The following is a 25163-nucleotide window of genomic DNA, read 5'->3' as shown; positions in this document are numbered from 1 at the left end:
GACGCGCGCTGAGGTAGCCTGGCCGGACGATGAAGGAACCTCCGCAGAGCGCGCAGGGCATCGACGACGTCGAGGCGTACGCGACGCTGGCCGCCCGGCTCGCGGACCCGAGCGCCGACCGCGCGGCGCTCCTCGCGGCGCACGGGCTCGACGAGGCCGGCTGGGAGGCGCTCGACGACGCCTGGCAGACACGGCTCTCCGAGGCGGACGACGACGACGGCGAGGAGGCGGGGGTGCCGCCGCTCGTCGTCGCTTTCGCCGAGACGTTCGCCAGGGTCCAGCGCGCCCGATCGAAGGGCGATCTGTCGTTCGAGCGTTTCCTCGAAGCGGCTCGCGCGATGAAGCGCGGCACCGACATGGCGACGGTGCTGAGCCGCCTGGATCTGACGCTCGAGGACTACCTGAGCGCGCAGCAGCGATGGACAGCGGCGATGCTCGAGGACGACGCGCTCATGGCGCGGTTTCAGCGGGCGATGAGGTAACCGGGACGGCCGCGAGGCGACGTCGGCCGGGCCGCCGCGGCGCGCCGGCCGGCGGTGATGAGGGGGTATGTTCGTGGACATGGTGGAGCGCGACGAGGAGGTCCGATCGATCCGGCTCGAGGAGCTCGCCGCCGTGGCCGGGGCCCTCGAGGCGGGCCTGCCGCGCGACGAGGTGCTCGCCGAAGCGGGGCTCTCGGCCGCCGCGTGGGAGGCGGCGCGGGAGCGGTGGATGTCCAGGCTCGCCGCGCAGGCCGCGCGCGGGCAGCTGCGATCGAGCCGCCGGTACCTGGAGCTCGTCGCCGCGCAGAAGCGCCGCGCCGAGGAGAAGGCGCGGGGCGCGCCCAGGAAGCTGGAAGGGCCGATGCCCGTGGCGCCTGCTGCGCGCATCGCCCCGCTGCAGGGGGCGCCTCTGGATCGGGCGACGCCGCCGCCCGCCGCGGGCGTGAGCGACGAGGGGGCTGCGCGATCTCCCTGGGCCAGGCTGAATGCCGCCGCGCCGCTGCCCGGGATCGTGCAGCCTTCCCCGTTGCCGCCGGCCGTGCCTTCGCCGTTGCCGCCGGTCATGCCTTCACCGTTGCCGCCGGTCATGCCTTCGCCGTTGCCGCCGGCCGTGCCTTCCGCGTCGCTGCTGCCGGCGGTGCCGTCGCCGCTGCCCATGCCAAGGCTGGAGCGGCCATCGACGGCGCCGCGAGCCCGCATGACGCTCCTCGGCACGACGCCTTTCCCGGGCCGGGATGCGCTGCCGTTCCGTCAAGACGTGTCGAGCGCGCCCGCGGTCGAGGGCACAACTGCGTCACCGGCAGACAGCCCGGAGATGGACACGACGGCCATCGGCACGGTCGGCGCGCTGGGGGCCGACAGAGCCTTGCCCTTTTCAGGCACGGCCCCGTTGCCTCCGCTCGATGCCGCTCTGCCCTTCTCGCGACCGGCCCCGTTGCCTCCGCTCGATGCCGCTCTGCCCTTCTCGCGACCGGCCCCTGTGCCTCCGGCCGACAACGCCTTGCCCTTCTCGCGCCCGGCCTCCTCGCCGCCGGCCGCCAATCCCCTGCCCTTCTCGCAACCGGCCCCTGTGCCTCCGGCCGACAACGCCTTGCCCTTCTCGCGACCGGCCGCCTCGCCGCCGGCCGCCAATCCCCTGCCCTTCTCTCGCCCCGCCTCCCCGCCGCCGGCCGCCAATCCCCTGCCGTTCTCACGACCGACCCCCTCGCCGGCCGCCGACAACGCCCTGCCCTTCGCTCGTCCGGGCCAATCCCCCGCGCCATCGCGGCCCGCCAGGGGGGATATCGCTCCGCAACCGCCCCAGATCCCGACGGGGAGATGGGCCCTACCCTTCCTTCAGCCAAGCGCCGCCGAGCCGTCCGCGAGCCCCACGCCCGCGGAGCTCACCGCGCAAGCGCACGCCGGCATGGAGGACGACGAGACGATGCGCCGCGTGGAGCGCATCTCCCTCGCGCGGTACGCGCGCCTGTGCGCCGACCTGCGCGACCATCCGAATCACATCCCGCAGATCCAGAGCCACTATGGGTTGACCCCGCAGAGCTGGATCGCGCTCCACAGGATCTGGCATGAGCGCCTCGAGGCCGATCCGGCGCTCAAGGCGCAGTGGCAAGCGCTCATCGACCAGAGCGCGCAGGGCTGAGGACACCCGCGCTCGAGTCGGGCGCCGCTCAGCGCCGGCGTCGAGAGGTGCCGAGGCTCACCGCGCGCCGGATTTTGATTGACATCGGCCATGTGAACGTTCACATTTGGCCCCAAGGGATATCCTTTCGCTTCGCCCTGGAAGCCTGCGCTCGGGACCTCGCCTGTACCAGTTCGGGGGCGAAGCGCCGCCCGAGCGGCCGTGATCAAGGGCTCTGGACCAACAGGTAAGGTGAACATGCGTCGCTCACGTACATTGGCGAGAATGGCTTGTTGCGGGTTCGCGCTCACCTCGGTCGGGCTCGTCGCGAGCCCCTCCGCGCTGGCCGATTACCCCATCGCCTCGCACCGCTACCTCGCCGATCCGGCCTCGCTGGTGCACGACGGGCGGGTCTACCTCTACGCCTCGAACGACGACGACAACGTCAAACAGGACGGCTCGGACGACGGCTACAAGATGGCCTCGTTCGTGGCCATCTCGAGCAGCGACCTGAAGAACTGGACCGACCACGGGGAAGTGATCCGCGTGCCCCGCGACGCCTCCTGGGCGGCCAACACGTGGGCCCCCTCGCTCGTGGAGCGCAACGGCAACATCTACATGTACTTCGCCAACAACGGATCAGGTATCGGCGTCGCCAAGAGCGACAGCCCGACCGGACCGTTCAGAGACGCGAAGGGCAGCGCCCTGATCACCTCGAGCACCCCCGGCGCCTCGGGCCAGAACATCTGGCTCTTCGATCCGGGGGTCTTCATCGATGACGACGGCCAGGCGTACCTCTACTTCGGCGGCAACGGCGAGCAGAACGCGCGCGTCATCAAGCTGAACAACGACATGGTGAGCGTCTCGGGCTCGGCCTCCACGATCACGGTCCCGTACTTCTTCGAGGCCTCGTGGATGCACAAGCGGAACGGCGTTTACTATCTGTCGTACTCGACGAACCCCGCGAACGGCATGCGGATCGACTACCTCACGAGCTCGAGCCCCACCTCCGGCTTCACTCACCGCGGCACGGTGGGGCCCCAGCCGCCGAAGAACAACAACAACAACAACCACGCGGCAATCTTCGAGTTCGGCGGCTCCTGGTACCACGCCTACCACAATCGCTCCGTCGCCAACGACGCCGGCGAGCCCCCGGGCTATCGCCGGAACCTCGGGATCGAGTCGTTCACCTACAAGGAAGACGGCTCGATCGTGCCGGTGACCTACACGACGGACGGGCTCAAGCAGCTCGCGAACCTCGACCCCTACGCGCGCGTCGAGGCCGAGACCTTCAACGCGCAGAGCGGTATCGAGACCGAGCGCTGCGAGGAGGGCGGGATGGACCTCTCGCTCATCAACAACGGAGACTGGGTGCGCCTCCGCGGGGTCGACTTCGGCGAAGGGGCGGAGAGCTTCCGCGCGCGCGTCGCGAGCGGCGCGGAGGGGGGCAGCATCGAGCTCCGCCTGGATGCGCGCGACGGCAAGCTCGTGGGCACCTGCGCCGTCGGGGCGACGGGGGGCTGGCAGAAGTGGAGCGACGTGTCGTGTGCGGTCGACGGCGCCGCAGGCGTGCACGATCTCTATCTCGTCTTCACCGGCGGCGGGTCGAACCTCTTCAACGTGAACTTCTGGCAGTTCTCGCCCGTCGGGGGCGAGGGCGCCGGCGGGGGTGGCACGGGGGGAAGCACGAGCGGCGGTGGCGACGGCAGCGTCAGTGGCGTCGGCGGCGGAAACGGCAGTGCCGTCAGCGTCGGCTCCGGCTCCGGCTCCGGAGGAGCGCCCTCGACGGGCGCGGCCACGGGTGGAGGGTCCCCCAGCTCAACGTCAGCCGCCCAGGCGTCGTCGGGGGGCACCTCTGACGAGGAATCGGGCGAGCCGGCTGGTTGTAGCTGCCGCTCGGCGAGCCGCGCGCCGTCCGGAGGTGCCATCGCGCTGACAGCGCTGCTTGCGGCGTCCCTGGGGCTCCGGCAGCGCGGCCGGAGGGGGCGTCGTCCGGGAGTGACGAGCTGAATCGGTAACCCAGGCGGCGATGGCCACATCGCCGCAGGCCCGCGCGATCACTCCGACCCGGGCCCGATCTCCGAGAACCAGTCGTCGAGCTCGGCGAGCGTCCTGGCCCAGGCTACGAGGGCGGCTTCACCTCCCAGACGCAGGAGGAGCGTGTCCAGGCACGAGCCGTTGTCATAACGTCGATCGTACGTGAAGAGAGGCGTAATCTCGGCGATCGTGGGACGCCACGCGTCGGGTGAGGCGCGCTCTCGCCACACGTCGCACAGGCTCTCTTCTGACATCCAAGGGAACATGCTGCAGAGCGTGTCGTCCGACTCCTCGGGGGGCTCGCGGAGCACCTCCTTCACCGTGTCGGCGACGGCTGGGGACAACCTCTCCCTCGCTTCCGGGGAGAGCGACGGGAACACGGCCGCCCACGCAGACAGCCTGTTCGATGCTCGAGCAGCGCCGCGCACGAGCTCCGCGAAGCGAGCCGCGTGCTCCTCGCTCTTCAGCGCCTTCCCTACCATCTCGAGCATTCCAGACGCTTCCTCGTCCTCCAGGTCCGGACGCACGAGGCGCTCCACGTCGGAAAACGAGCCCAGAGCGAGCGCGATCTCCAGCTCGGCCTGATGCCGGCCGTCGTCCCCCTCCATCGCGGCGCAAAAGCTGGTCGCGAGGTCCCTGTCGCCGAGCGCCACTGCACGGAGGGAGAGCGCCGCGAGCGCATCGTCAATCTGAGAGCCCATGCACGGCAACACCTTCTGGTGAATGTAACGGAGCTCCTCCAGCGTGGCCGATTCCGCCCAGTTCTCGATGGCGCGGTCCTCGCCGCGGAAGGCCTCTGGAGGCACCGAGAAGAACATGCGTGCCAGCTCCGCTCGGACGTCCGCCGTGACGAAGGAGACGAGCTCCGAGGCGACGTAGTTGCGGTCGGAGATGTCCATCCGCTCTTTCACCTCCGCGAGGGGAGCCTCCTGCACCTCGGCCGCGAGCCACGGAGGCAGCCGCGCGCAGCGGAGCGGCCCGAGCGAATCCGCGGATCCTCGCGATTCGCCTTGCCAGCGACGGACGAGCGCTCGCGCCTCGTCGGGAACACATCGGTTCCATTCACTCTCGGGAATATGAAAGAGAAAGCGCTGCGCCGTGAGCGGAAACCGTTCGGAAGACAGCAACCATCCCATGGCTCGTTGAACGATCGCGCTCGTTCCCGCCGAGGTCCCCAGGAGCCGCTCCGTCAAGACTTCGAGGCGATCTCCGAGCTCCGGCAAGGCGGAGATCTGCGCGTCCACGTCTTCGAGTCGCTCGGCGCGGCGCTCCTCGGGGTAGAGCGGCGCCAGCAGGGCAGCCCAGAACGCACGGCGCTCTGGATGGATCCCGGCGAGGCGCCTGGCCGCCAGCAGCAGAACCTCCTCCCGCGCGGGGAAGCGCAACCGCTCGGCGATACGCCGGAGCGCGCCGATCACGAGCGCTTTCACGACACGACGCCATTTCAACTCGCGCAATACGAAGCCTCTGCGGTCTCGCGCGTATGCCGAGGGGGTCTCGGTCGCGCCGGCGGCCTCGATCCCTGCGACGGCGCGTTCTGCTTCGTGCAGAAATGGTGTTGGCCATACCACATCCGCCTCGGACACGGCGGGCCGGACCGCCCTCCACAGCCGCAGCCTGTCTTTCTCGCTCAGCGGCCTAGCGAGTTCGATGCCTGCGCCCGGTCGAAAGAGCCCCTCGTGGATGGCACCGCCAACCACGTCCGGGAGAGCGTGCACGAACGAAGTGATGAGCTGCTCGAAGAGTGTTCGCAACCGCAGCGCCTGCACCATGCAACGGCCGCGCGAGGCTTCCGACGTCGCCTCGCCGAACGCTGCGTGGCTTCGCCACCACGCGGCGACGACGAGCGCACGAAAGCCGAACGCACCGCCATCCAGGGGTTCCCAGGCGGCGCGCATCGGCTCGGCGATCACGCGATCGAGCTCTTCCGCCGTGGCATCGTGTCGCAAGAAATGCATCGCCCCATATCGAATGACGTATTCCGATCGAGCGACAGAGGCGATGCTCTCTTCAGAGCAGCTATCGAGCGTCGCCCGGACATGTGCGGTCAAGAGCGCCTGACCACGGGCATCGCCCAGGTGGCTCAAGCGCAGAGCGAGATCTTTCCCGAGACTTCGATGCAGGAACGCGGCGCCATGGGTTGTGTGACAGAGCCATGGCTCGAGCTTCCGCAACGTGGCAGACACTCGTGCCTCGGCCCGATCGCCTCCCACGATCTGGACCAGCTCTGCCTCTGAGATCGGCCCGCTGGCAGCGCTCAAGACACACACGGTATCCGCGTCGACGTCGCGGGGCAACGCCGTGCCGGAGCGCTCCGACGGCATCTCCAGGACGACATCAGACCAATCGTTCAACCAATGAAGGGCCTCACCCCATCGGGCGGCGGTGACACCAGGGTCGTTGTCCGCAGACACCCACACCCGGACATTCCCGGGCAGCCCGGCTGACCATCCGATGCGCGACCATACCGCCGGATCATCGTTCTCGTGGGCACCGTCGAGCACGATCAGCAGCGGCACCTCGGGGTTCTCGTCACCGTCGAGGATCGGTCGGATGTCATCTGCCACGCGCGGGGCGAGCGCGCGCTCGGAGGCCTTCCTGGAGGTCAACGCTCCGAGCCGCGCGTGCAGCGCGGCGACCCATATCGAGGGATCCGCCATGCCGCCGTGGACCGAGATCGGGATGAATGCCACGCGGGCGAGCCATCGCCGCGTGAGATGAAGACAGAATGCGCCGAGCAGAGAGCTCCTGGCAGAGCACGCAGGAGCCCTGATCAAGGCCCGCTCACCCGGGCGGGAGCCCGCCCAGAGCGCTTCCAGCGCTGCCCAAGGGCGCTGCTCGGGCGAGCCGGAAGGACGCGGCTTGCCGTCAAGCCAGGCCGCCACAGCCGGAGAGGCGAGGAGGGCCCGCGTGGCCAGCCAGACCCCGTCCGGCGCGCGCTCCAGCCCGCCGAGCAAACTCGAAATCGCAGCTTCTTCGCCGGTGTCCGCCATCTCTACTTCCGGGTCGGGTCGGCGTTGTCGTCCTCCGGCGGCACGAACTTCGTCTCCGGCGGCGGCGGATTGTCCGGTCGCTTGTAATTGCCTTGCTCGTCGTGGAATGCGCTCGGATCGTGCAAGTTCTTCTGGTACGAGCTGTCCGGGTTCAGCCTCGCGTCCCGATCACGCTGAAATTCCGGCCCGGTGGCGCTCCGCGTGGCCGCCGCCGAGAACGAAGACGCCGGGGTTCATCCCGGGATGGCCGGGATGTTGGGGACAGGTGCCGTTCGCATCGCTGCTTCAACGCTCCCCGAGTGAAAGCTAGGACAGCCGAGCCTTCCGGCGGGCACGCCGCGCGTGCCGTCAATTCAACCGCAAGAGCCTCCCGACGATCCGGAACAGCCCCCGCGACGCGGCGCTGATGCGGCTGCCCACGACCTCGATGTCGCCGTCCTGGCGAATGCGGACCGCGCCTCGGCCGGAGCGGAGCAGCAGCTCCTGCTCCGCCTCGATGGCGACGGTGGTCGCCTTCAGGTGGAGCGTGTGCGGCCGCTGCGTCGTCAGGGCCGCGACGATCAGCGGGGGCTCGCCCTCGCAGAGCTCGACGAGCACGGCGTCGCCGCGGGCGTGGGCGTCGGCGATCACCTCGGGATCGACGTCGGGCGCGATCTGGGCGTCGACGGGCCCCTCCGCGCCACGGACGTGGATCGACGCCTTCCGCCCCGCGATCGAGGCGACGCGCGCTGTCCGCATGGCGGCGCCGAGCGGCTGCGCCGTCCGCGCCGGGAGCGGCGCCGCGGCCGGCTCGGCGAGCACGTCGTCCAAGGTCACTCGCGGCGACTCGGACGCCTCCTCGGCCGTGGCCGCGGCGTCCGGCTCCTCCAGCGAGAGCGACGCAGAAGCCGCCCGCGACCCACCGTCGAACTGAGCCGCCATCAGACCTCCGAGACCTTCTTCGGCAGCTGGATCTTCGGCGCCAGGATGGTCACGAGCGGGGACGTGATGGTGACGCCGGCGCCGTCGATCACCACCTCGCTGGCGCCGCACTTGAAGACGATAGCGCCCTTCGCCTCCACCTTGTGGAAGGCCCCGATGAACGTCGCGGGCCCGACGGCCTGCACCACGTGCGACCCCTTGAGCTTGTCGACGACCGCGCCGCCCACCATCGCGGTGCGCGAGCCGGTGACCGTCTCGCTCTCGCCGCCGTTGCTGAGGACGACCAGGCCCGTCGCCTTCTCGCTCTTCGAGCCCGTGACGCTCTCGGCGTAGCTGCCGAACGCCACCTGCACGGTCGCGGCGCCGACGTCGATCGTCTTCTTGCCGGTCACGTTGTTGTCGATGTCCTGGATCGCGCCCAGGACCTTCATCGAGCCCACGTCCTCCTTGTGGGTGCCCGTGACCTTGGCGGTCGTGTGCCCGGGCCCCTTCTCGCGGTCGGTCGCGTCGACGCCATCGACGGCGCCGTCCGGCCCGCCGACGTTGGCCGTCGACCCGCCGCCGCCGCCGCCCCCGTCCATGCCGAGGGCCGAGGCGAGCGCCTCCGGCTTCACGAAGACCTTCCCGGCGAGGCTGCTCTGCGCCACGTTCGACGCGATCGAGGCGAGCATGTTGGGCGCCGCGGCGCCCGGCGCGCCGCCGGCGGCGCCGCCCCCGCCCCCGCCCCCGCCGCCGCCCATCGAGGCCGCGAGCTGGCTCGCGCCGGGGATGCCCGACGCGCCCGCGATCATCCCGGGCATGCGGCTCATGTCGCCGCCGGCGACGGCCTGCATCGCGCCCGCGACCCCCGCCGCCTTCTGGGTCAGCCCGTTGATCGGCGCCATCACCTGGTTGATGGCGCCGTCGACCTGCCCCTGGACCGCCGCGATCGCGTTGTTGGCCATCACGCTCGCGAACTGCACCGCCGCCTGCGCCGCGAGCGCGAGCATCGCCTCGAGGGGGTTGCCGTCCATCTCGAACTGGTTGCCGCCCACGGTGGTCGTCGCGTTGCCCTTCGCCGTCAGCGCCGACACCGCGTTCACCTCGACGTTGCGGTTGCCTCCGACGCTGATCGTCTGGTTCGCGCCCACCGTGTTCTGCGAGCCCTTCGTGATCTTCGTCGTCTGGTTGCCGCCGACCTCGAGCGACGCGCTGTTCCCGACGACCGACGTCTCGTTGTTGCCGATGTTCCTCTTCGCGTTGTTCGCCGCGACCGTCTTCATGTCGCGCTGGGCGTGCACCATGATCTCCTCGGAGCCCGCCTTGTCCTCGAAGCGGATCTCGTTGGCTCCGCCGCCGCCCGGCGTGCTCGATGTCTGGATCGCCGTGCGGGTCTTGCCCTCCGGCAGCGCGTACGGCGGCATATAGACGCCGTTGTAGAGGCGCCCGGTCACGATGGGCCGATCGGGGTTGCCCTCGAGGAACTCGACGATCACCTCCCAGCCGATGCGCGGGAGCATCATCGAGCCGGAGGTCTGGAGCTGCGCGACCCGCATCCAGCACGACGCCTTGTCGTCGATCACGTCGCTGCGATCCCAGTGGAATTTCACCTTGCAGCGGCCGAACTCGTCGGTGTGGATCGCCTCGGTCTGCGAGCCTGCGGGCGCGACCACCGTCGCGGTCTGCGGCCCCTCGATGAGCGGGATCGGCGTGATGCGCCGCGGCCTGTACTTCACGGAGGCCGGCACGAGGCGCGCGCGCGCCCTGGAACGCGACGTCGCGCGCTCGCCGCCGCCGTGCGCGTCGTCGCCCTCGTGGACGTAGGTGTGCTTCACCGCGAAGAGGAAGTACTCGCCGTCGAGCTCGCCGGCGTCCGTGATCGTGAGCTTCTGGCCGACCGCGAGGCGCGAGCAGACGGTGTCGATCTCGATCGTGTGCCGCTCGACCTGCTCCTCCTCCAGCCGGATCTGCGCGAGCCGCTGCCCCTCGCTCGGCTCGAAGTAGCCGCCCGGGTAGTCGTAGCGCTCCAGCGCGTCGTTCTCGCCCGACGCCGCGGTCGACGTGAGGTCGAGCTTCGGCCGCTTGAAGTCGAAATCGCGGAGGACGAACTTGCCGGAGCGCACCCGCTCGAGCTCGCGGATCGAGTAGATGGCGTCGCGCTCGTCGGCCGCGCTGAGCCCGGTGCGCCGGCGGAACGGCAGCGCGGGGTCGCCCGCGATCGGCCCGGCGACGGTGCTGTCGTCGTCGAAGACGAGGAGCTCGCCGTCGGCGTCCACCTCGACGAAGCTGTAGACGCCCTCGTGCTCCATGAGCCGCGAGATGAACGCGAGCGCGCTCTCCTGGTACTGCACGCAGTACTCGCGCTTCGGACAGTCGCCGCTCAGCCGCCACGCGACGCGGGTGATCCCGTGATCCTCGAGGACCTTCGCCACGATCTCCTTGGCGCTCATGTCCTGGAAGATCCGCGAGTCGACGCTGCGCGCGAGGAGCGCGAGCGAGGAGACGACGCGGACGGCGTAGCGGACGCCCAGCAGCCCCTCGATGCCGAGCTCTGTGGAGCCGATCGACGTCGCGGCCTCCACCGTGCCCGCGATGACGCGCGGCGCCTCCCCGGACGCGCCGAAGGAGAGCGCCGCGGGCTTGCCGATCATCGCGTCGAGCTCCTGGTACGAGTGGAGGTACACCTCCACGTCGAGGACGAGCGGCCTGCCGGCCTCGTGGATCGCCTCGAAGCGGAGCACCCGGGCCGCGGGGATCTCCTCGATCGTGAAGTGCGCAATCGTCTCGCGTGCCACGTTCGCCTCCTCCTCAGTTGTCGAGCACCAGCGCGGCGGTGTCGGAGACGTCGCCGTCGAGCTTCGCGGAGACGCCGATGATCGCGACGCTCGCGGGCGTCAGCGAGAGGATCGACGCGCCCATGACCAGCGTGAGCGCGCCGGTCGCCTCGAAGACGGCGTTGTTCGCCTTGACGAGCTGCGCGCCCCCCGCGAGCTCGGTGTACGTGCCGAGCGAGCTCTCCACGCGGTTCCCGTTCGCCACGTTGACGATCGCGCCGCCGACCTTCACGTTCATCGAGCCGCCGACCTGGACGCCGCGGCCCGACTTGACCGCGATCACCTTCGCGCCGGTGGCCGTCTCGCTCCGGTCGCCCTGGACCGTCACGGAGCGGTGCCCCAGCGCGAGCTCGACCAGCGCCGCGCCGACCTCGTGGTCGAAGCCGGCCAGGGTCTGATCCGTGACCGAGCCGACCACGAGATCGATCTGGTTGCCGGACACCGTGAGCGAGCTGTTGCCGGTGACGTCGCGCTTGTGATCCCCGCCGATCTTCATGTCGCGGTTCCCGCCGATCGAGAGCGAGTGATCGCCGCCCATGTCGTCCACGTGGAAGGTCTCGATCTTCATCGACTGGTTGCCGGAGACCGAGAGCGTCTGGTTCGACCCGATGCTGGTCGTCATGCTGTTCGTGACGTTCGTCGTCTGATCCGCGCCGATCTTCTTCTTGTGGTTGTTGCCGATCGACTCGGTCGCGTTGTTCTTCACCTCGGTGGACATGTCCTTCGAGGCGTTGATGAACATCTCCTCGCCGCCCTTCGAGTCCGACATCCGGAGCTCGTTGGTGCTGCCACCGCCCGGCGTCGTCGCGGTCTGGAGGGAGCTCTTCCCTGCCTCCTTCGGGAGCGCGTAGGGCGGCGGCGTGAGCGCGTTGTACATGCGGCCCATCACGAACGGCCGGTCCGCGTCGCCCTCGACGTGGCGCACCGTGACCTCCCACCCGACGCGCGGCAGCAGCATGGATCCGCCCGTCGGCACCTGGCTCGTGCGGATCCAGCGGCTCGATGTGTCGTCCTTCTTTCCGGAGCGATCCCAGTGGAAGGCGACCTTCACGTGCCCGCCCGCGTCGGTGTGGATCTCCTGCCCCGAGGGCCCGGTGGTCATCGCGGTCTGCGTGCCCGGGATCACCTGCTCGCGGGCGCGCCGCGGGGGCCGGTAGCGCGTGCTCCCGGTCGGCACGCCCCAGAACTCGCAGCTCGACTGGAGCACGCGCGCGCCGTCCTCCGGGCCCGCGCGGCCGGAGAGCTCGAAGCCCCGCGGCCGGCTGCCGACGATGCGCGCGCGGACGACGAGGTACTCCTGGTTGAGCGGGTCGTAGGGGTGGCCGTCCACCGAGAAGCGCCGGCCCGGGAGCAGCGCGAGCGAGCCGCTCTCGCCGTGCACGACGTCGCGCTCCGCCTGCACCGAGTCGAGCAGCACCTTGGCGAGCCGCTCCGCGACGCCCGCATCCGCGGTGCGCGCCGGGTGCTCGTAGATCTCGAGCACGTGCTCCCCAGGATCGCTCCCCTCGGCCGACGCCTCCGGCTTGGTCGACGGCTTCTCCGGGTCGTAGTCGCGGACGAACACTTTGTCGCTCCGCACGGAGACCTCCCGCGAGAGGCGGACGACGCGATCCGCGAAGCCCTCGACGCCGAAGTCCTGGAAGAACGGCAGCGACGTCGCGCCCTCGATGTCCTCGAGGCCGGTCGGCGAGTCGCCGAAGACGAGGACGTCCTCGTCGTCCTTCATGTGGATCGCGAAGTAGATCCCCTCCTCGGCGAGGAGGCGGTGCACGAAATCGAGGTCCCGCTCCCGGTACTGGACCGTGTAGACCCGCGTCGGGTGGGGCTCGGTCACGCGCCAGTCCTGCTGGCCCGCGGGCACGCCCGCGCCCTCGAGGACCTCCTTCACGATGTCGACGGCGCTCTTGTCCTGGAAGATCCGGCAGTCGGAGCGCTGCCCGAGGTTCCAGAGCGCCGGCGCGACCTCGATCCGCAGCGTGGGCACGTCGTCGGGATCGGGCACGAGCTCGGCGAGGACGATGGTCCCGGCGAAAGAGCGCGTCTGCGTGTCGTCGCTGCGCGACAGCGTGAACACCGCGCGCTTGCCGAGGACCTCCTTCGGCCTCGGCAGCGCCGCCTCGTCGTCGAGCAGCTCGCACTCGAGGCGGGTGAGCTCGGAGAGCTGCTCCGTGAGCTCGAAGCGCAGCACCCGGTAGATCTTGCCCTCCACGCTGAGGGAGGGGATCGCGAGGACATGATGATCAGCCACTCTTCACCTCTCTCTTCACGTCACTAGCGCCCATGGACCCTCACGATCCGAGCTTCATCGACGCGCCCATCTTGACCACCAGCGCGCCCTTGACCGCGATCTTCGACCCCTTGATCACGACGGGTCCGCCGCCGAGCTTGAGCTCGCTGCCGCCGCCCTTGAAGACGCCGACGGCGCCGAGGAGGGTGATGAGCGGCGCCTGCACCACGAGATCACCGTCCAGCTTCTGGTAATGGAGGCCGCCGACCATGTTGGTGACGCCGAGCGCCACGTGGGAGAGCGAGCCCTTCGTGAGGTGGAGCTCCGCCGCCAGCGAGGTCTGGTCCTTGTTGGCCGTGATCTGCTCTCCGTGGCTGCCGTTGATGATCTGCGCCTTCACGGCGCCCACCGTCTCCGTCATCCCGCCGAGGACGTTGTCGTTGATCGAGCCCAGGCTGCCGGAGAGCTGCAGCGCGCCGACCTTGCGGCTCATGTCCCCGGTGATGGAGTGCCTGACGCCGTTCGAGATCGTGATCTGGTTCCCGCTCACCGTATAGGAGCGATTGCCGGTGACCTTCTCGACGTAGTTGCTGATCGCGTTGGTCGTGTCGTTGCCGCCGATCGAGATGCTCTGGTTGCCGGTGATCTTGTGCGAGAGCACCGCGCCGACGTCGAGCGATTGATTGCCGGCGACGGAGGTCGAGTCGTCGACCTTGACCGAGCGGGAGCCGTTCACGCTGATGTGCTGCTCCTCGTTGACCGTCACCTCCTCGACCTTGTCGTTCTTGATGGTGACGTTGAGGTCCTTCTGGGCGTGGATGCCGAAGCCCTGGCTCCCCGCGGTGTCGGACATGCCGATCTGGTTGTGGCCGCCCGCGCCCGGCGACGACATGCTCTTCAGCGTGCCGGACGCCTTGGCGGCGGGGAGCGCGTCGGGCGGCGTCTTCTCCGCGTTGTACGTGCGCCCGAGCACGAGCGGCCGGTCCGGGTCCCCGTCGAGGAACGCGACCGAGACCTCCCAGCCGACGCGGGGGAGGATCATCGAGCCGCCCATCGCGATCTGCGAGACGCGCAGCCAGCAGCTCGATGTGTGGTCCTGCTGGCCCTGCCGGTCCCAGAAGAAGCGGACCTTGATGCGGCCGTACTTGTCGACGTGGATCGCCTGCTCCTGGGTGCTCGACCCCGTGACGACCGCCGTCTGGATGCCGCGGATGCGCGGCCGCCTCGCGCGGCGCTCGGCCGCGAAGGGCGCGCCCTTGGGGACGCCGCGGAAATGGTTCTCGACGTCGTAGTTCGTCACGCCGCCGGTGAGCGTCTGGTTGCCGCGCGAGACGAGGTGGGTGACCACGAACTCGCCGTTCAGGCACGGCTCCGCGGCGCCCTCGACGGCGAACGGCTCGCCCACCTTGAGCCCGGCCGCGCGGCTCTCGCCCTCGCACACGTCGGCGTCGGCGGAGAGCTCGCGCATGCGGGCCTCGGCGCGGCGGGCGCCCACGCTCCCCTTCGTGAAGCCGGCGGGGTACTCGAAGTAGGGCAGCGCGATGGCCTCCTTGCGGGGCAGCGCGGACTCCGGCTTCACGTCGGGCTTCTCGAAATCGTGGTCCCGGAGGTGGACGAGGCTCGTGCGCAGCGCGCGCGTCCTCGTGAACTTGGCGAGCGGCAGGCTCCCGGGCAGGCCGCCCTGCGCCATGCGGAAGCTCACCGGCAGCCCCTCCTCCACCTCGAAGGCGGCGGGGTCGTCGGTGATGATCATCGTGTGTCCGGCGGCCTCGTGCCGGAAGTAATAGAAGAGGCCGTTGTCCTCGAGGAGCCGCGAGACGAAGTTGAGGTGCGACTCGCGGTACTGGACGATGAACTCGCGCGGCTCGTACTCCTTCGCGATCCGCCACTCGACCTTGTCGCCGAAGCCGGCGTCCTCGAAGACCGACTGCGCGACCTGGACGATGGTCTTCTCCTGGAAGATGCGGCACCCCTCGCGGTGCGCGAGCGCGGCCAGCGCGGGCCGAAGGCGGACATCGAACTGGCGGCTCTCGCCCACGATGTGCGCGAAGCCGGCGCGGTCGACGATGCCGTCGTAGAGCCGCTCCTGGCCCGACGTGTCGACGACGCGCAGGCAGAGGCGGCTGCGCAGGCAGTCCTCGACCCGGAACGAGGCGTCCAATGTCGCGAAGCGCACCTCCACCGTGTAGGGGGTGGAGATCGCCTCGACGGCCTCGAAGCGGGTCACGGCGACGTCCGCGGGGAGCTTGTCGCCCTCCAGGGAGAAGGTGGCGAAGGTAGCGGCCATTGGGGGCATGGTAGGCGATCGGCGGACGGCGCCAAGCCCCGGCGCCGGAACCCGACGCGGCGGGAGCGGCGTGGGGGCCGGATGGTGCGGACCTCGGGGCGGCGCGCGCACGGGCCGCTCCTTCCGAAGCGACCTTCACCCTCGCACAAGCTATGCGCTGACCGTCAATCGCGGGTGCGGTAGCGGGAGAGATCTTCGGCCGTAGCCTCGCCGGTGTAGAAGCCGTTCGTGACCCACACCGCGCGCAGCCCCGACTCCTCGACGAGCCCGCGGAAGAGCGGCACATCGCTCGTGCTCGGCGCGGGCACGCCGAGGGCGGGCTTGCCGTCAAGAGTACGCACCGAGTGGTTGTGGAGGACGACCCAATACTCCCAGCCGGCGGCCACGTCGCGGCGGACCTCGTCGAAGCCATAGAACGCCTTGGGCGGGAACATCGAGTCGCTCGCCCCGAAATAAATCTTGAGCTGGGACCGGCCGCCGACCTCGCGGCGCAGGATCGACGCGATGAATTCGGTGGGCTGAGTGAGCTCCGAATAGCGCGCGTCCTGCGCCGCGAACAGGGCTGCCTCGAGGCAGCGGATAGGCCGGACGCGACCTGCGTCGCCGTACATCAGCGCGGCGTTCTCGTCCTCGCGGCGCCATAGCGCGCGCTCGGCGTCGTCGCGCGGCTGGGGTGGATCGGCGACCGGACGCTCGAGGTCACCGCCGGCCGCCGCGATCGCCTTACGGTACGCCAGGTACCCGGGCGCGCTCGGCAGCACCTCCTCGAACAGCACCGGCGCGGCCGGCACCTCCCATACCTGCAACACCGCGTTGCCCTCGCGACGCACCACCGTCGGCGCGCCGGGCAGCACGCATCTCGACGGCGGTGCCTCGGCGGTGCCCGCGACGGCGGCGGGCGAGGGCAGCTGGGGGCCTCCGCAGGCGGCGAGGAGGAGCAGCTGCAAGAGCGTACATCGCGGGCTCACGGCCGGGATCGTGGCACGGAAGGGGGCCGCGCGCGCGGCGATCCGAGTTTATGTCAAGGTGATCTCTTCGTCGAACGCTTCGCCTTCAATGGCGCGGTGTCACTGGAAAAGAGACGCTCCTATCAACAACCGATCATGCATCGAAGGGGCCGCCTCCACTCCACAGCCTGCGGGCGCGCCGAAGCCGTGCCCTCGATCGATGCGTGTAGTTGAACCCCTGTGGCCGGGCATCGAACACGACTTCAGCCGTGTGCTCCTGCGCCGGCGCAGGCGGAGAGTGAACCGGTATCCAGGAGCGCCGATCACTCGATGAGGAGCTGCCGCGCCGGGACCACCGCGCGCGGCAGCTCCTCCTGCGCCACCCGGGCCTGCGCCTCGGGCGCTGTGACCTTCCCTGCGAGCGCGAAGCGCACCGGGATCTCGACCAGCGTCGCGAGCCGGCTCGCCTCCACGGAAGCCCGAAGCGCGAGGACGCCGTTCACCTGCCGCACGCCCCCGAGCGGCGCGGCCAGCGACACCCCTGGCGGAAGCGGGATGCGCACGTCGACCTCGATCGGGCGGCCCAGCGTGTGGCGCATCGAGACAGCGAGCTTCCCCGTCGTTCCCGCGCGCGGGCGCTTCGGCCACGAGATCTCCGCCTGCACGGGGCTCGGCGCGGCGGTCGGCGGCCGGCTCCAGCGCCGGAGCGCCGGGCGCTCCAGGCGCGCCACGACCGCGGGCCCCGCTGCCTCGACCGTCACCTCCGTCGCGCCCGCGTCGAGCGGCACCACGAGCCGCCCCGACGGCCCGACCTCCACGTCGCGGCGCGCGCCGCCCGACGTCACCGAGACCCGCGCCACCCCACGGCCCTCGCCCCCGTGGGCCAGGAGCGCGCGCACCACCGCGCGCGTGCTGGCCGGCGCGCCGTAGCCGCCGCGCACGTCGCGCTGCACGCCCACCCAGCCGAGGAGCTTCGCGGGCGGCGCCGCGCTCCGACCGAGCCCGGCGGCGCGGAGGAGCGCCGCGTAGACCACCGCGCGCGCGCTCCGATCCTCGGCCTGACCCGGCGGCAAGGTGATGCCGCCGGTCGAGAGCAGCGCCACCCAGGCGCGCAGCCGGTCCGCCACGTTCGCGGCCAGCGCTGCCCGGTGCGGCCGCTCCGCGAGCGCGAGCAGGACCCGGGCGAGCGCAACGCGATCGCCGCTCTGGATCACGTCGTCCAGCGTCCTCGTGACGAGCGCGTCCCAGCACGCGTTCACCGCGCCCCCCGCAGGCGAGGGCTCGACCTCGAGCGCGTCGAGCGCTGCCGCGGGGTGCAGGGGCTCGGGCGGGCAGCGCGCGTCGATCTTCGGCAGCTCCTCCGCCGCGGACGCGGGCGCGAAGGTGCGCGCCCGGAGCGCCGGAGGCCAGAAGCCCCGGTCCTTCCTGCTCTCCTTGTACGCGAGCAGCCGGCCCACGGCGCGGCGGCCGATGTCCTCCGCGCGCGCGGCGATCGGCGCGCCATCGCCCCCCCGCGCGGCGGCCCAGCGGCCCACGAGCGCCGCGACCTCCACCGCGTCCGCCATCGCCCCGGCAGACGAGAGCCGGTCGGGATCCATCGCCTCGAGCGCCGCGGTGAGCGCGCCCGCAAGCCCGCGCTCGACGACGAGCCGCGGGCGGCCGGTGGGCTGGTAGCGCTGCGCGTCCGCCGCGACGCTCAGCGTGGCCGTGGCGCCGCCCTCGACGACCTGGGCGATGTTCAGATCGGTGGGCTCGCCCGCCGGGCGCACATCCCATGCGTGCACGAGCGTGTCGCCCGGGGTCCCCTGCGCCTTCACGGCGACCGCGAGCTCCGCCCGCCCGGCGCGCAGCGCCCGCACCCGCGCGCGCACCGGCGCCGCGCCCCCCGCGGGCACGTCGACCGCCACCGCCCGGCGGCGTGGGTCCGCGAGCGCGGCCACGCCGCGCGCCGTGAGCTCCACGATCGCGCGGAGCGGCCTCGGCGAGCGGTTCCGGACCGAGATCTCCACGTCGACTTCGTCGCCCTCGACCCACGCGGCGCCCGCCTCCACGTGCGCCGAGAGCGGCTGCGCCGTGGGCACGTCGAGCGTGGCCGTGGCCGGCGTGGCGCCGTCCGGCACGCCCACGAAGACGAGCCGGAAGGTCGTCTCGACGTCGCCGAGCGGGACGCGCATCCGCAGCCGGCCATCCTTGTCGGTGCGCTGGGGCGGCGACCAGAAGAACACGCCCCGCGGCGCGCCGCTCGACGTGCGGTGGGCGCCGCCCAGTCTGCCGTGGCCTGAACCGAACCCGACGCCGGAGCCCGTACCCCCGCCGCCGGTGCCGATGCCGCTCAGGCCGAGCCCCTCGCCAAGCGACGTGCCCGTGAGCTCCTCCAGGAGGCTCTCCCACGCCGACACCGTGGCGTCGCCGACCTCCATGTCGAACTTCGCGTCGACGAGGCGATCCTCGCCGACCGCCCTGGCGTACGGCGTGCCCGAGCGCAGCACGCGCTCGAACGGATCGCGCACGTCGTCGCCCGTGCCGATCCGGCCGTCGGGCCCGGGCGCCTGCAGGGCGAAGCCGCGCCGCACCGTGAGGAACGGCGCGGGCGGCGCCGTCGTCGGGGTGAACTGGATGGTGCCGCCCCAGGGATCGAGCAGGAGCGACTCCTCGAGCTGCGCGTCGCGCACCAGGCGGCGGAGCAGCGCGTTCGGATCGCGGAGCGCCGGCTCGTCCGGGTCGAGAAGCCGCTCGCGCCGGAACGCGCGCGCCGCCGCGAGGATGCGGAAGAGCTTGAGGCGGGTGACGCGGCGAGCGACGTGATCGAACGTGACCTGCGGGTCCACCCCCAGGAGGTCCGCGAGCGAGAGCGGCTCGCCGCCGGGCGTCTCGGGGGGCGCATCCATGGCGGCCGTGACCAGGGTCATCAGCTCGGGGTTCCATGCATAGGCGCCGCCCGGCCCGCGGCGGCGCACGTCGCGCAGCCGCTCCGGGTCGCTTGTGGCCTCGAAGACCGCCCCCTCGAGCGAGCGAAGCACCTGGCCGAACGCCTCGTCGAGCGCCGCCCGCGCGGAGCCGGCCGGATCGTTCGCCGGTGCGATCGCCTCGCGCGCCCGCGCGCCGAGCTCCGCGCGCCGGAGCGGATCGAGCGCGGGATCGCCCTCCAGGAAAGCGCCGCAGCGCTCGGGCTCGACCATGCCCTGGCAGAGCCGCGCGCGCGTGTCGAGCGCCGCGAGCCCGCCGACGCTGCCCCCGCCGTGCAGATCCACGACGACGGCCGCGACGGTCCCGGGCAGGCCGCGGCTGCCCCCGTCGGTGAGCGCGAGGTCCACGTCGACGGCGCCGCGCGGGGCCGCGCGGCCGCCGGTCATGCGGGCCTCGAGCCGAGGGAGGACGCGCGGCGTGACGAGCACCGCGCCGCCCGCCTGCCGCGCGGCGGCGCCCGGCCGAGGAGCGGCAGCGCTGAGCGTCCAGACGCCGGCCGCGCCCTCGGGCAGGCCGAGCGCGCCGCCCTCCGGGCCTCCGGCGATCCAGGCGCTCGCCGCGCGGGCCGCGTTGTCCGCCTGGACGATCACGCTCCAGCCGGCGCCGTCCGCTGCCCTGCCGCCGTCCCCTGCCCTGCCGCCGTCCCCTGCCCTGCCGCCCGCCGGCCGCCGGTCGCCGCGGGCGTCCGCGCCGCCGGCGTCGACCACGCGGAGCGGGAGCGCGTCGCCGGCGCGGGCGAGGAGCCGCTCGGGCCGGAGCAGCGCCGAGGCGTCGCGATCGACGGAGACGCACAGCGCGAACGGCTCGCGCCGCGACGCGAGCGCTGGGAGCTCGCCAGCGGGCCGCACGCGCACCGCCGCAGCGACGCCGCCGGCGCACGGCCCCACGTTGCGGAAGGCCCCGAGCTCGACGGGCGCCTCCCAGGTCACCTCGGCCTCGCCGTACGCGTCGGTGGTCACGGCGGCCTGGAGCCCGTCGCCCTCGACGGTGAAGGTGCCCTGCACCGGCTTCCGCCGCGCATCGCGGACGCGCAGGAGCATGCGCTGAGCGACGCCTGGAACGACCGCGCCCGCCTCCGGGAGCAGCGTCGCCTCCGAGGTGGGGCTCTCCACGGAGACGGTGGCCTCGCGCGCGAGCTCGTGCCCCTCGAACGTCGCGCGCGCGACGACGCGCAGCGTGGTCCCAGCGCCCTGCACCACGGTGGTGGGCGCCGTGGCCGCGCCCCGGACCTCGCCGGCCGCGTCGGTGCGCGCGGGCGTCGTGAGCTTGTCCCACGCGGCCCTGTCCTCGGGCGGGCTCGTGCCCTTCGGCCCGGTCCAGATCCGCACCGGCAGCCCGGCCACGGACTGGCCGGCGCCATCGCGGATCCGGATCACGTAGCTTGCGCGATCCCCGGCGCGCAGATCCTGCTCGGACCACTCGGCCAGCATCTGCGGGGCGCCGGGCGTCTCTTCGCGCGGCGACAGGGAGATCTCCGCGGCGTTCGACGAGGCCCCCGCCGCGCCCCGCGCGCGGGCGCGGAGGATCCAGCGCCAGCCGGGCTCGTCGATCCAGGGGACGGGCACGCGTGTCATGGCGACGCCGGCCGCGTCGGTCGTGACCACGGCCGTGTGCCGCGCGACGCCGCCCTCGAGCAGGCTGACCTCCACGGGGACCCGCGGGGCCGGCTGCCCCGAGGCCTGGCTCTGCACCGTGATCCACGCCGACATCGCGCTGCCCGGCACCACGCGCGTGTCAGGAACGTGCAGGTCGACCTGGAGCGGCGCCAGTCGCTGCACGGTGAGCGTCCGGGTCCGCTGCCGGTCGCCGGCGCGCACGCCGAGCAGCAGCCGTAGCTCGCGCTCGGGCCCCTCCGGGATCGGGACGTCGAGGTGAGCGCGCCCCTTCGCGTCGGTGGTGACCCGCACGGGCGGCGGGACGGCGCTGACCTTGCCGAGGTGCTCGGGATCCCAGGTCGCCTCCACGGTGGCCGCCTCGAGCGGCCGGAGCGTGACCGCGGTGGGGAAGCCGAGCGCGAGGACCTGGACCGGCAGGGTGGCGCCGGGCGCGCCGCGGTCGGGCGCGTGAACGAAGAGGTCGAGGCCGCGGGCGACCGCATCGCGGCCGTCCGTGGCCGCGTCGGACGTCGCGGCGGCGCCGAGGGCGGCGATGAGGACGAGGCCGGCGAGCGGAAGGGAAGACCTGGGCATGGTGCCTTTCGACACGGCAGAGGGGAGCAGGTTCCTGCGCTGCACGGTCGCCGCGCGGAGTGGCCAGCGCCGCGCGCGATCGGGCCGGCGCGCCGTGCCGTGTGAAGCGGATCGCGTGCTTCGATGGATGATTCCGCCCACGTCGGCACGCGACGCCCCCGCGTGACATGCGGCTACCGCTGAGCGCCCCGGGCTCTACGTGTAGCGGGCGGTCGAGCAGGGGGACTCTATGCGTGGCGCGAAGCTCATCGGGGTCGCCGTTGTCGTCATGTTCGCTGGCTGTGTTGTGAGCACGACCGAGGAGAATGCGGCCGAAGAGGCGGACCCGGACACCGCTGCGTTCGTGGCTGCGACGGGAGAGCTGCGGGCTGATGCCAGGGGGATCTGCCTGCTGCTGACCCACGCGAGTCAGCGGGCAAAGGAGGCATTCTGCCGCTCGCAGTGGAAACTGGATCCGGTGAGTAAAGAGGGCTTGCTGGGAAGTGGCGAACAGCGGGTCACCGGCCAGATGGGAGGTCTACTGCCTGGTCACGTCGTTTCCGGACTAACCTAACCCTATGCCCAAGAAGCGCATCGGTGAGCCCATCGCCGTCCGTCGCTACGGAGTGGATGGCCAGCCTGACCGGCAGATCGTACTCGTCATCGGCAAGCCGATTGCGTCCGGTGCGCAGGACGGCGACTGGTGCTGCCCGGTGCTCATCTCCGGGCTCGGTGCTGAGGTGTTCAAGTGGCAGGAGGGCGTCGACGCCCTGCAAGCCCTCCAACTCGCGCAGGGCTTCGCCAGGCAGACGTTGGAGGCGTCCGGGCTGCCCATCACCTGGGCCGCCGGCGGGGAGCCCGGTGACCTGGGGCTGTACCGGCCGATCGACTCGCCGTTCGGGCTCTGGTTCCAGCGCCTGGCGGAGCGGGCTTTCGACCTCGCGGTCGAGGTCGTTGGCCGCGTCATCGTCGAGGTCAGCCAGCAGCATCCGAAAGTCCGCGAGCAGGTGAAGCGAGCGCGCGCACAGCGCGAATGAGCGCCATGCGCGCACCCGGCGCCCCTACCCCGGGCTCGCGCCGTCCGTTGGCGCTCGCGGACCGACCGCGCGAAAGGCCCATTGAACAGGCTGTAATCGCGCACGATGACCAGGACATCGGCTGTCCCAGCATACCCGCTGAGGCCGAGCGGGCGTTCTCTCCAGTGGTAGACCAAGGGCCTTAACGAAAGCGCCCGTCCGTGGCAAAGCTGGAGATCTCGTTCCACGTCGGGTCATCTGGGAGAGGCCCTATCCCGGACACCGCCTGTCGACATCCTCCGGACTGAATTTCATCTCTCCGGAAAAGCCGTCGACAGGTGGAGAGGGAATTCACCGACCCTCCCGGAATGATGGAACCGCCAAGTCGCCAGAAGACGCCAAGAAATCCTCTAAAATCTTGGCGTCTTCTGGCGACTTGGCCGTTCAAATGCCCCCACCTTCAGCCAAAGCCCCCACCGCCGCGTCCCCCGCGCGCGCCAGTTCGGCGGTCGTCCCGTTCGGCGGCTACACCTGGACTCAGTCCGCCGTGCTGCACCGTCACCCCGGCGCCACGACCACCATCGCTGCGCGCTCCCCGCCGTCGCTCCCGGCGAGGGAGACGGCGCACGGGTGCGGCGCGAAGCCCCGCGCGAACGCCTCCGACGCGATGGCGAGATGCAGCGGCATGGCCGCGGCGCCGAGCGCGCCGATCCGTTGGGCAGGGCACTCCAGTTGCTGCGGATCGCAGAACAGCTGCTGCGTGCGCACCGATGCGGCCTGGAGCTCGAAATGGCGGAAGGTCTCGAAGGTGATATCGGTCAGCATCCAGCCCGCGCGCATCCCGCGCTCGGCCAGGGGCGCGAGCGCGGCACGGAGCGCGGCGGTGAGGCCCGTGGCCTGGAACGCGGACTCGTCGTTGTCCGGGCGAGCCCGCTCGTGCGCGGTGGAGACGCCGACGATCTGCCCCAGCTCGCGGAGGAGCGCGCGCCGCGCGATGTCGGGGCGCATGAGGACCACGAAGGCCGCGCACTCGCCGGGGACGAGGGCGTCCAGGTTGTCCGACCGGAAGAGCCGGCCCGCGGCGTCGAGCGCGGCGATGCGCGCTGGGTCGTAGTCGGTGTGCACGCCGCCGAGCAGCGCCGCGTCGATCGCGCCTCGCGCGAGCGCGTCGCACAGCTCCGGCAGCAAGTACCCCGGCGCGGCGGGCCCTCGCGTCGAGACCTTCACCGCGATCTCCGGCGCGCACCCGTACGCTTGCGCCCGCGCGGCGAGCTCGGCGGCGACCCGCTGCGCCGGGGCCTCGCCGCCCGGCGGCCGCTGCCCGAGGTGCTCGTCGAGGCACAGGCCCATCTGCAGGCGCAGCCCCCGCGCCGCGGGGCCGAGCTTCTCGAGCGCCTCGCCGAGCGCGCGCTCCGCGAGCAGGACGGCGCGCGCCGCGCCCGTGGCCCGCGGATCGAGCGTGGGCAGGAAGCACATCGTGACGGGCTCGCCCTGCCCGTCCACGAGCGGCGACTCGCGCATCGCCGCGGCCGAGGCGCGGTGCGAGAAGGCGGTGTCGATCGAGCGCAGCCCCACGGGCGTGACCGCGCCCGCGGCCACCACGGCGGCGAGGGGCCTCACGCTCGCCCCCGCTCGCGCACGATCACGCGCGCGTCCTTCATCCGCCGGGGCGCCTTGACGTGCGCGCGCCAGACCATCTCGACGGCCACCGGCTTCTGCGGGCCGGTGGCGTAGAGGTCGACGAGCACGGTGTCGAGGTGGGGCGCGAAGGCGACAGGCGCGCGGTCCTTCACGTGGAACTCGATCTCGACCTGCACCTTCGGGAGCTCGAAGCTGAGCGCCCCCTCGGGCGTGAGGTTGAGCGCCCGCACCGGCTCGCCGCCCGCGAGCGGCGGATCCGCGATGAGGCCCGGCGAGGCGCAGAGGTTGAAGCGGTGGTCGAAGTCCTCGGGCAGGAGCGGCGCGCGGTTCTCCCGCCACGCGGCGTCGTACGTCCCGGCGTACGCGCGGCGCGGCTCCCAGTGCCGGCCGACGGCCCCGATCCCCGCGGGCGGCGGCGCGGTCTTCGCGGTCCGGATCGGGTACGAGGGATCCTCGATGGCCGGCGCCGGCTGGTGGGTGAGCGAGGCCGGCGCGCGCGTGACGCCCGTGCCGATCGGGTTGCGCGGCTCCTCGAGGAGCGCCGCGGGATCGTCGTCGTCCCGCCCGCCCCAGGCGTGGTCGTAGCGCATGTCGATCTGCTCGATGGGCGAAGGCGCGGTGAGGGCGGCGCCCTTGTCCACCCAGAGCCGCTTGCCGAACACGACGAGCGATTTGCTGAGCGGGCCCACCTCGACGCGCACGTCGAAGGACGGCACCGCCTTGCCGTTCGGCGCGTACGCCGTGGCCACGAAGATCACGTCGGTCGCCGGCTTGAACAGGCAGACGTCGGCGGGGTACGCGACGCTCTCGGGCTTCTTCTCCTCCCAGGGCAGGTCGGCGAGGCGGACCCCGCGCGTGCGCTCGGGGGGCGCGAGCTCGAGGCTGCCGTCGCCCTGGAGCTCGAAGCTCGCCTTGACGATCGTGACCAGCTGCTCGCCGTCCCTGTCGACGAGCAGCTGTGGATGCGCGGCGAAGTCCGTCTTGTTGTCGAGCGGGGGCTGGCTCATCGCGGGCGCATTATCGACAGGATCGGAGGCGATGTCTCT

At 71.8% G+C, this 25163-nt stretch carries 15 protein-coding genes; 5 read left to right on the top strand and 10 right to left on the bottom strand.

The features are described 5' to 3' along the window. Positions 1-29: 29 nt before the first annotated feature. The 3 genes from WMF29_RS17140 to WMF29_RS17130 all read left to right on the top strand — a co-directional run bounded on the left by WMF29_RS17140 (position 30) and on the right by WMF29_RS17130 (position 4110). Positions 30-482 carry a hypothetical protein gene (locus tag WMF29_RS17140; RefSeq protein ID WP_437329856.1) on the top strand — a complete coding sequence of 151 codons (453 nt, stop codon included), beginning with the start codon at positions 30-32 and terminating at the stop codon, positions 480-482. Between the two features lie 67 nt (positions 483-549). Continuing rightward, positions 550-2121, top strand: coding sequence for a hypothetical protein (locus WMF29_RS17135; protein WP_437329855.1), 1572 nt, complete (start codon positions 550-552; stop codon positions 2119-2121). A 264-nt stretch (positions 2122-2385) separates the two neighbouring features. Next, positions 2386-4110: a glycoside hydrolase family 43 protein gene (locus tag WMF29_RS17130; protein ID WP_437329854.1), complete on the top strand. Its 1725-nt coding sequence runs from the start codon at positions 2386-2388 to the stop codon at positions 4108-4110. 47 nt (positions 4111-4157) lie between these two features. Here the strand turns inward: WMF29_RS17130 and WMF29_RS17125 are convergent, their stop codons facing one another. From WMF29_RS17125 to WMF29_RS17090, 8 genes are all read right to left on the bottom strand, one after another. Then, a complete protein-coding gene (locus tag WMF29_RS17125; RefSeq protein WP_437329853.1) occupies positions 4158-6656 on the bottom strand; it encodes a hypothetical protein in 2499 nt (832 codons plus the stop codon). A 476-nt stretch (positions 6657-7132) separates the two neighbouring features. Continuing rightward, complete coding sequence (locus tag WMF29_RS17120; protein ID WP_437329852.1) at positions 7133-7255, bottom strand: hypothetical protein; 123 nt, start codon at positions 7253-7255, stop codon at positions 7133-7135. Between the two features lie 223 nt (positions 7256-7478). Further along, complete coding sequence (locus WMF29_RS17115; RefSeq protein WP_437329851.1) at positions 7479-8051, bottom strand: hypothetical protein; 573 nt, start codon at positions 8049-8051, stop codon at positions 7479-7481. After that, positions 8051-10825, bottom strand: a complete 2775-nt coding sequence (locus WMF29_RS17110) for a type VI secretion system Vgr family protein (RefSeq protein WP_437329850.1) — start codon at positions 10823-10825, stop codon at positions 8051-8053. Before WMF29_RS17110 ends, WMF29_RS17115 begins: the two co-directional genes overlap by 1 nt. A gap of 13 nt (positions 10826-10838) precedes the next feature. After that, positions 10839-13112: a type VI secretion system Vgr family protein gene (locus WMF29_RS17105; protein ID WP_437329849.1), complete on the bottom strand. Its 2274-nt coding sequence runs from the start codon at positions 13110-13112 to the stop codon at positions 10839-10841. A gap of 40 nt (positions 13113-13152) precedes the next feature. After that, positions 13153-15378, bottom strand: coding sequence for a type VI secretion system Vgr family protein (locus tag WMF29_RS17100; protein ID WP_437329848.1), 2226 nt, complete (start codon positions 15376-15378; stop codon positions 13153-13155). Positions 15379-15542: 164 nt separating this feature from the next. Next, positions 15543-16346, bottom strand: a complete 804-nt coding sequence (locus tag WMF29_RS17095) for a hypothetical protein (RefSeq protein WP_437329847.1) — start codon at positions 16344-16346, stop codon at positions 15543-15545. 302 nt (positions 16347-16648) lie between these two features. Further along, complete coding sequence (locus tag WMF29_RS17090) at positions 16649-21481, bottom strand: alpha-2-macroglobulin family protein (protein ID WP_437329846.1); 4833 nt, start codon at positions 21479-21481, stop codon at positions 16649-16651. 229 nt (positions 21482-21710) lie between these two features. On the opposite strand from WMF29_RS17090, the gene WMF29_RS17085 reads away from it, so the two are divergent. Continuing rightward, positions 21711-22034 carry a hypothetical protein gene (locus WMF29_RS17085; protein WP_437329845.1) on the top strand — a complete coding sequence of 108 codons (324 nt, stop codon included), beginning with the start codon at positions 21711-21713 and terminating at the stop codon, positions 22032-22034. 4 nt (positions 22035-22038) lie between these two features. Then, positions 22039-22497 carry a DUF6968 family protein gene (locus WMF29_RS17080; RefSeq protein ID WP_437329844.1) on the top strand — a complete coding sequence of 153 codons (459 nt, stop codon included), beginning with the start codon at positions 22039-22041 and terminating at the stop codon, positions 22495-22497. 537 nt (positions 22498-23034) lie between these two features. Here the strand turns inward: WMF29_RS17080 and WMF29_RS17075 are convergent. Together WMF29_RS17075 and WMF29_RS17070 are read right to left on the bottom strand one after the other, a co-directional pair. Next, positions 23035-24096 (bottom strand): beta-ketoacyl synthase N-terminal-like domain-containing protein, encoded by a 1062-nt coding sequence (locus WMF29_RS17075; RefSeq protein WP_437329843.1) that lies wholly within the window; start codon positions 24094-24096, stop codon positions 23035-23037. After that, positions 24093-25124: a DUF2169 family type VI secretion system accessory protein gene (locus WMF29_RS17070; protein WP_437329842.1), complete on the bottom strand. Its 1032-nt coding sequence runs from the start codon at positions 25122-25124 to the stop codon at positions 24093-24095. Before WMF29_RS17070 ends, WMF29_RS17075 begins: the two co-directional genes overlap by 4 nt. Between the last annotated feature and the right edge of the window lie 39 nt (positions 25125-25163).

The sequence above is a fragment of the Sorangium sp. So ce381 genome, from assembly GCF_051473845.1.
In the GTDB taxonomy this organism is placed as follows: domain Bacteria; phylum Myxococcota_A; class Polyangia; order Polyangiales; family Polyangiaceae; genus Sorangium; species Sorangium atrum.
The sequence above is the reverse complement of the archived record's forward strand: the minus strand, read 5'-3'. Positions and strand labels throughout refer to the sequence as shown.

What these genes read in the sequence shown, in the direction of transcription:
- WMF29_RS17140 (WP_437329856.1), top strand. Translation starts at nt 30, where the DNA reads ATGAAGGAACCTCCGCAGAGCGCGCAGGGCATCGACGACGTCGAGGCG.
- WMF29_RS17135 (WP_437329855.1), top strand. Translation starts at nt 550, where the DNA reads ATGTTCGTGGACATGGTGGAGCGCGACGAGGAGGTCCGATCGATCCGG.
- WMF29_RS17130 (WP_437329854.1), top strand. Translation starts at nt 2,386, where the DNA reads ATGGCTTGTTGCGGGTTCGCGCTCACCTCGGTCGGGCTCGTCGCGAGC.
- WMF29_RS17115 (WP_437329851.1), bottom strand. Translation starts at nt 8,051, where the DNA reads ATGGCGGCTCAGTTCGACGGTGGGTCGCGGGCGGCTTCTGCGTCGCTC.
- WMF29_RS17100 (WP_437329848.1), bottom strand. Translation starts at nt 15,378, where the DNA reads ATGGCCGCTACCTTCGCCACCTTCTCCCTGGAGGGCGACAAGCTCCCC.
- WMF29_RS17090 (WP_437329846.1), bottom strand. Translation starts at nt 21,481, where the DNA reads ATGCCCAGGTCTTCCCTTCCGCTCGCCGGCCTCGTCCTCATCGCCGCC.
- WMF29_RS17085 (WP_437329845.1), top strand. Translation starts at nt 21,711, where the DNA reads ATGCGTGGCGCGAAGCTCATCGGGGTCGCCGTTGTCGTCATGTTCGCT.
- WMF29_RS17080 (WP_437329844.1), top strand. Translation starts at nt 22,039, where the DNA reads ATGCCCAAGAAGCGCATCGGTGAGCCCATCGCCGTCCGTCGCTACGGA.
- WMF29_RS17070 (WP_437329842.1), bottom strand. Translation starts at nt 25,124, where the DNA reads ATGAGCCAGCCCCCGCTCGACAACAAGACGGACTTCGCCGCGCATCCA.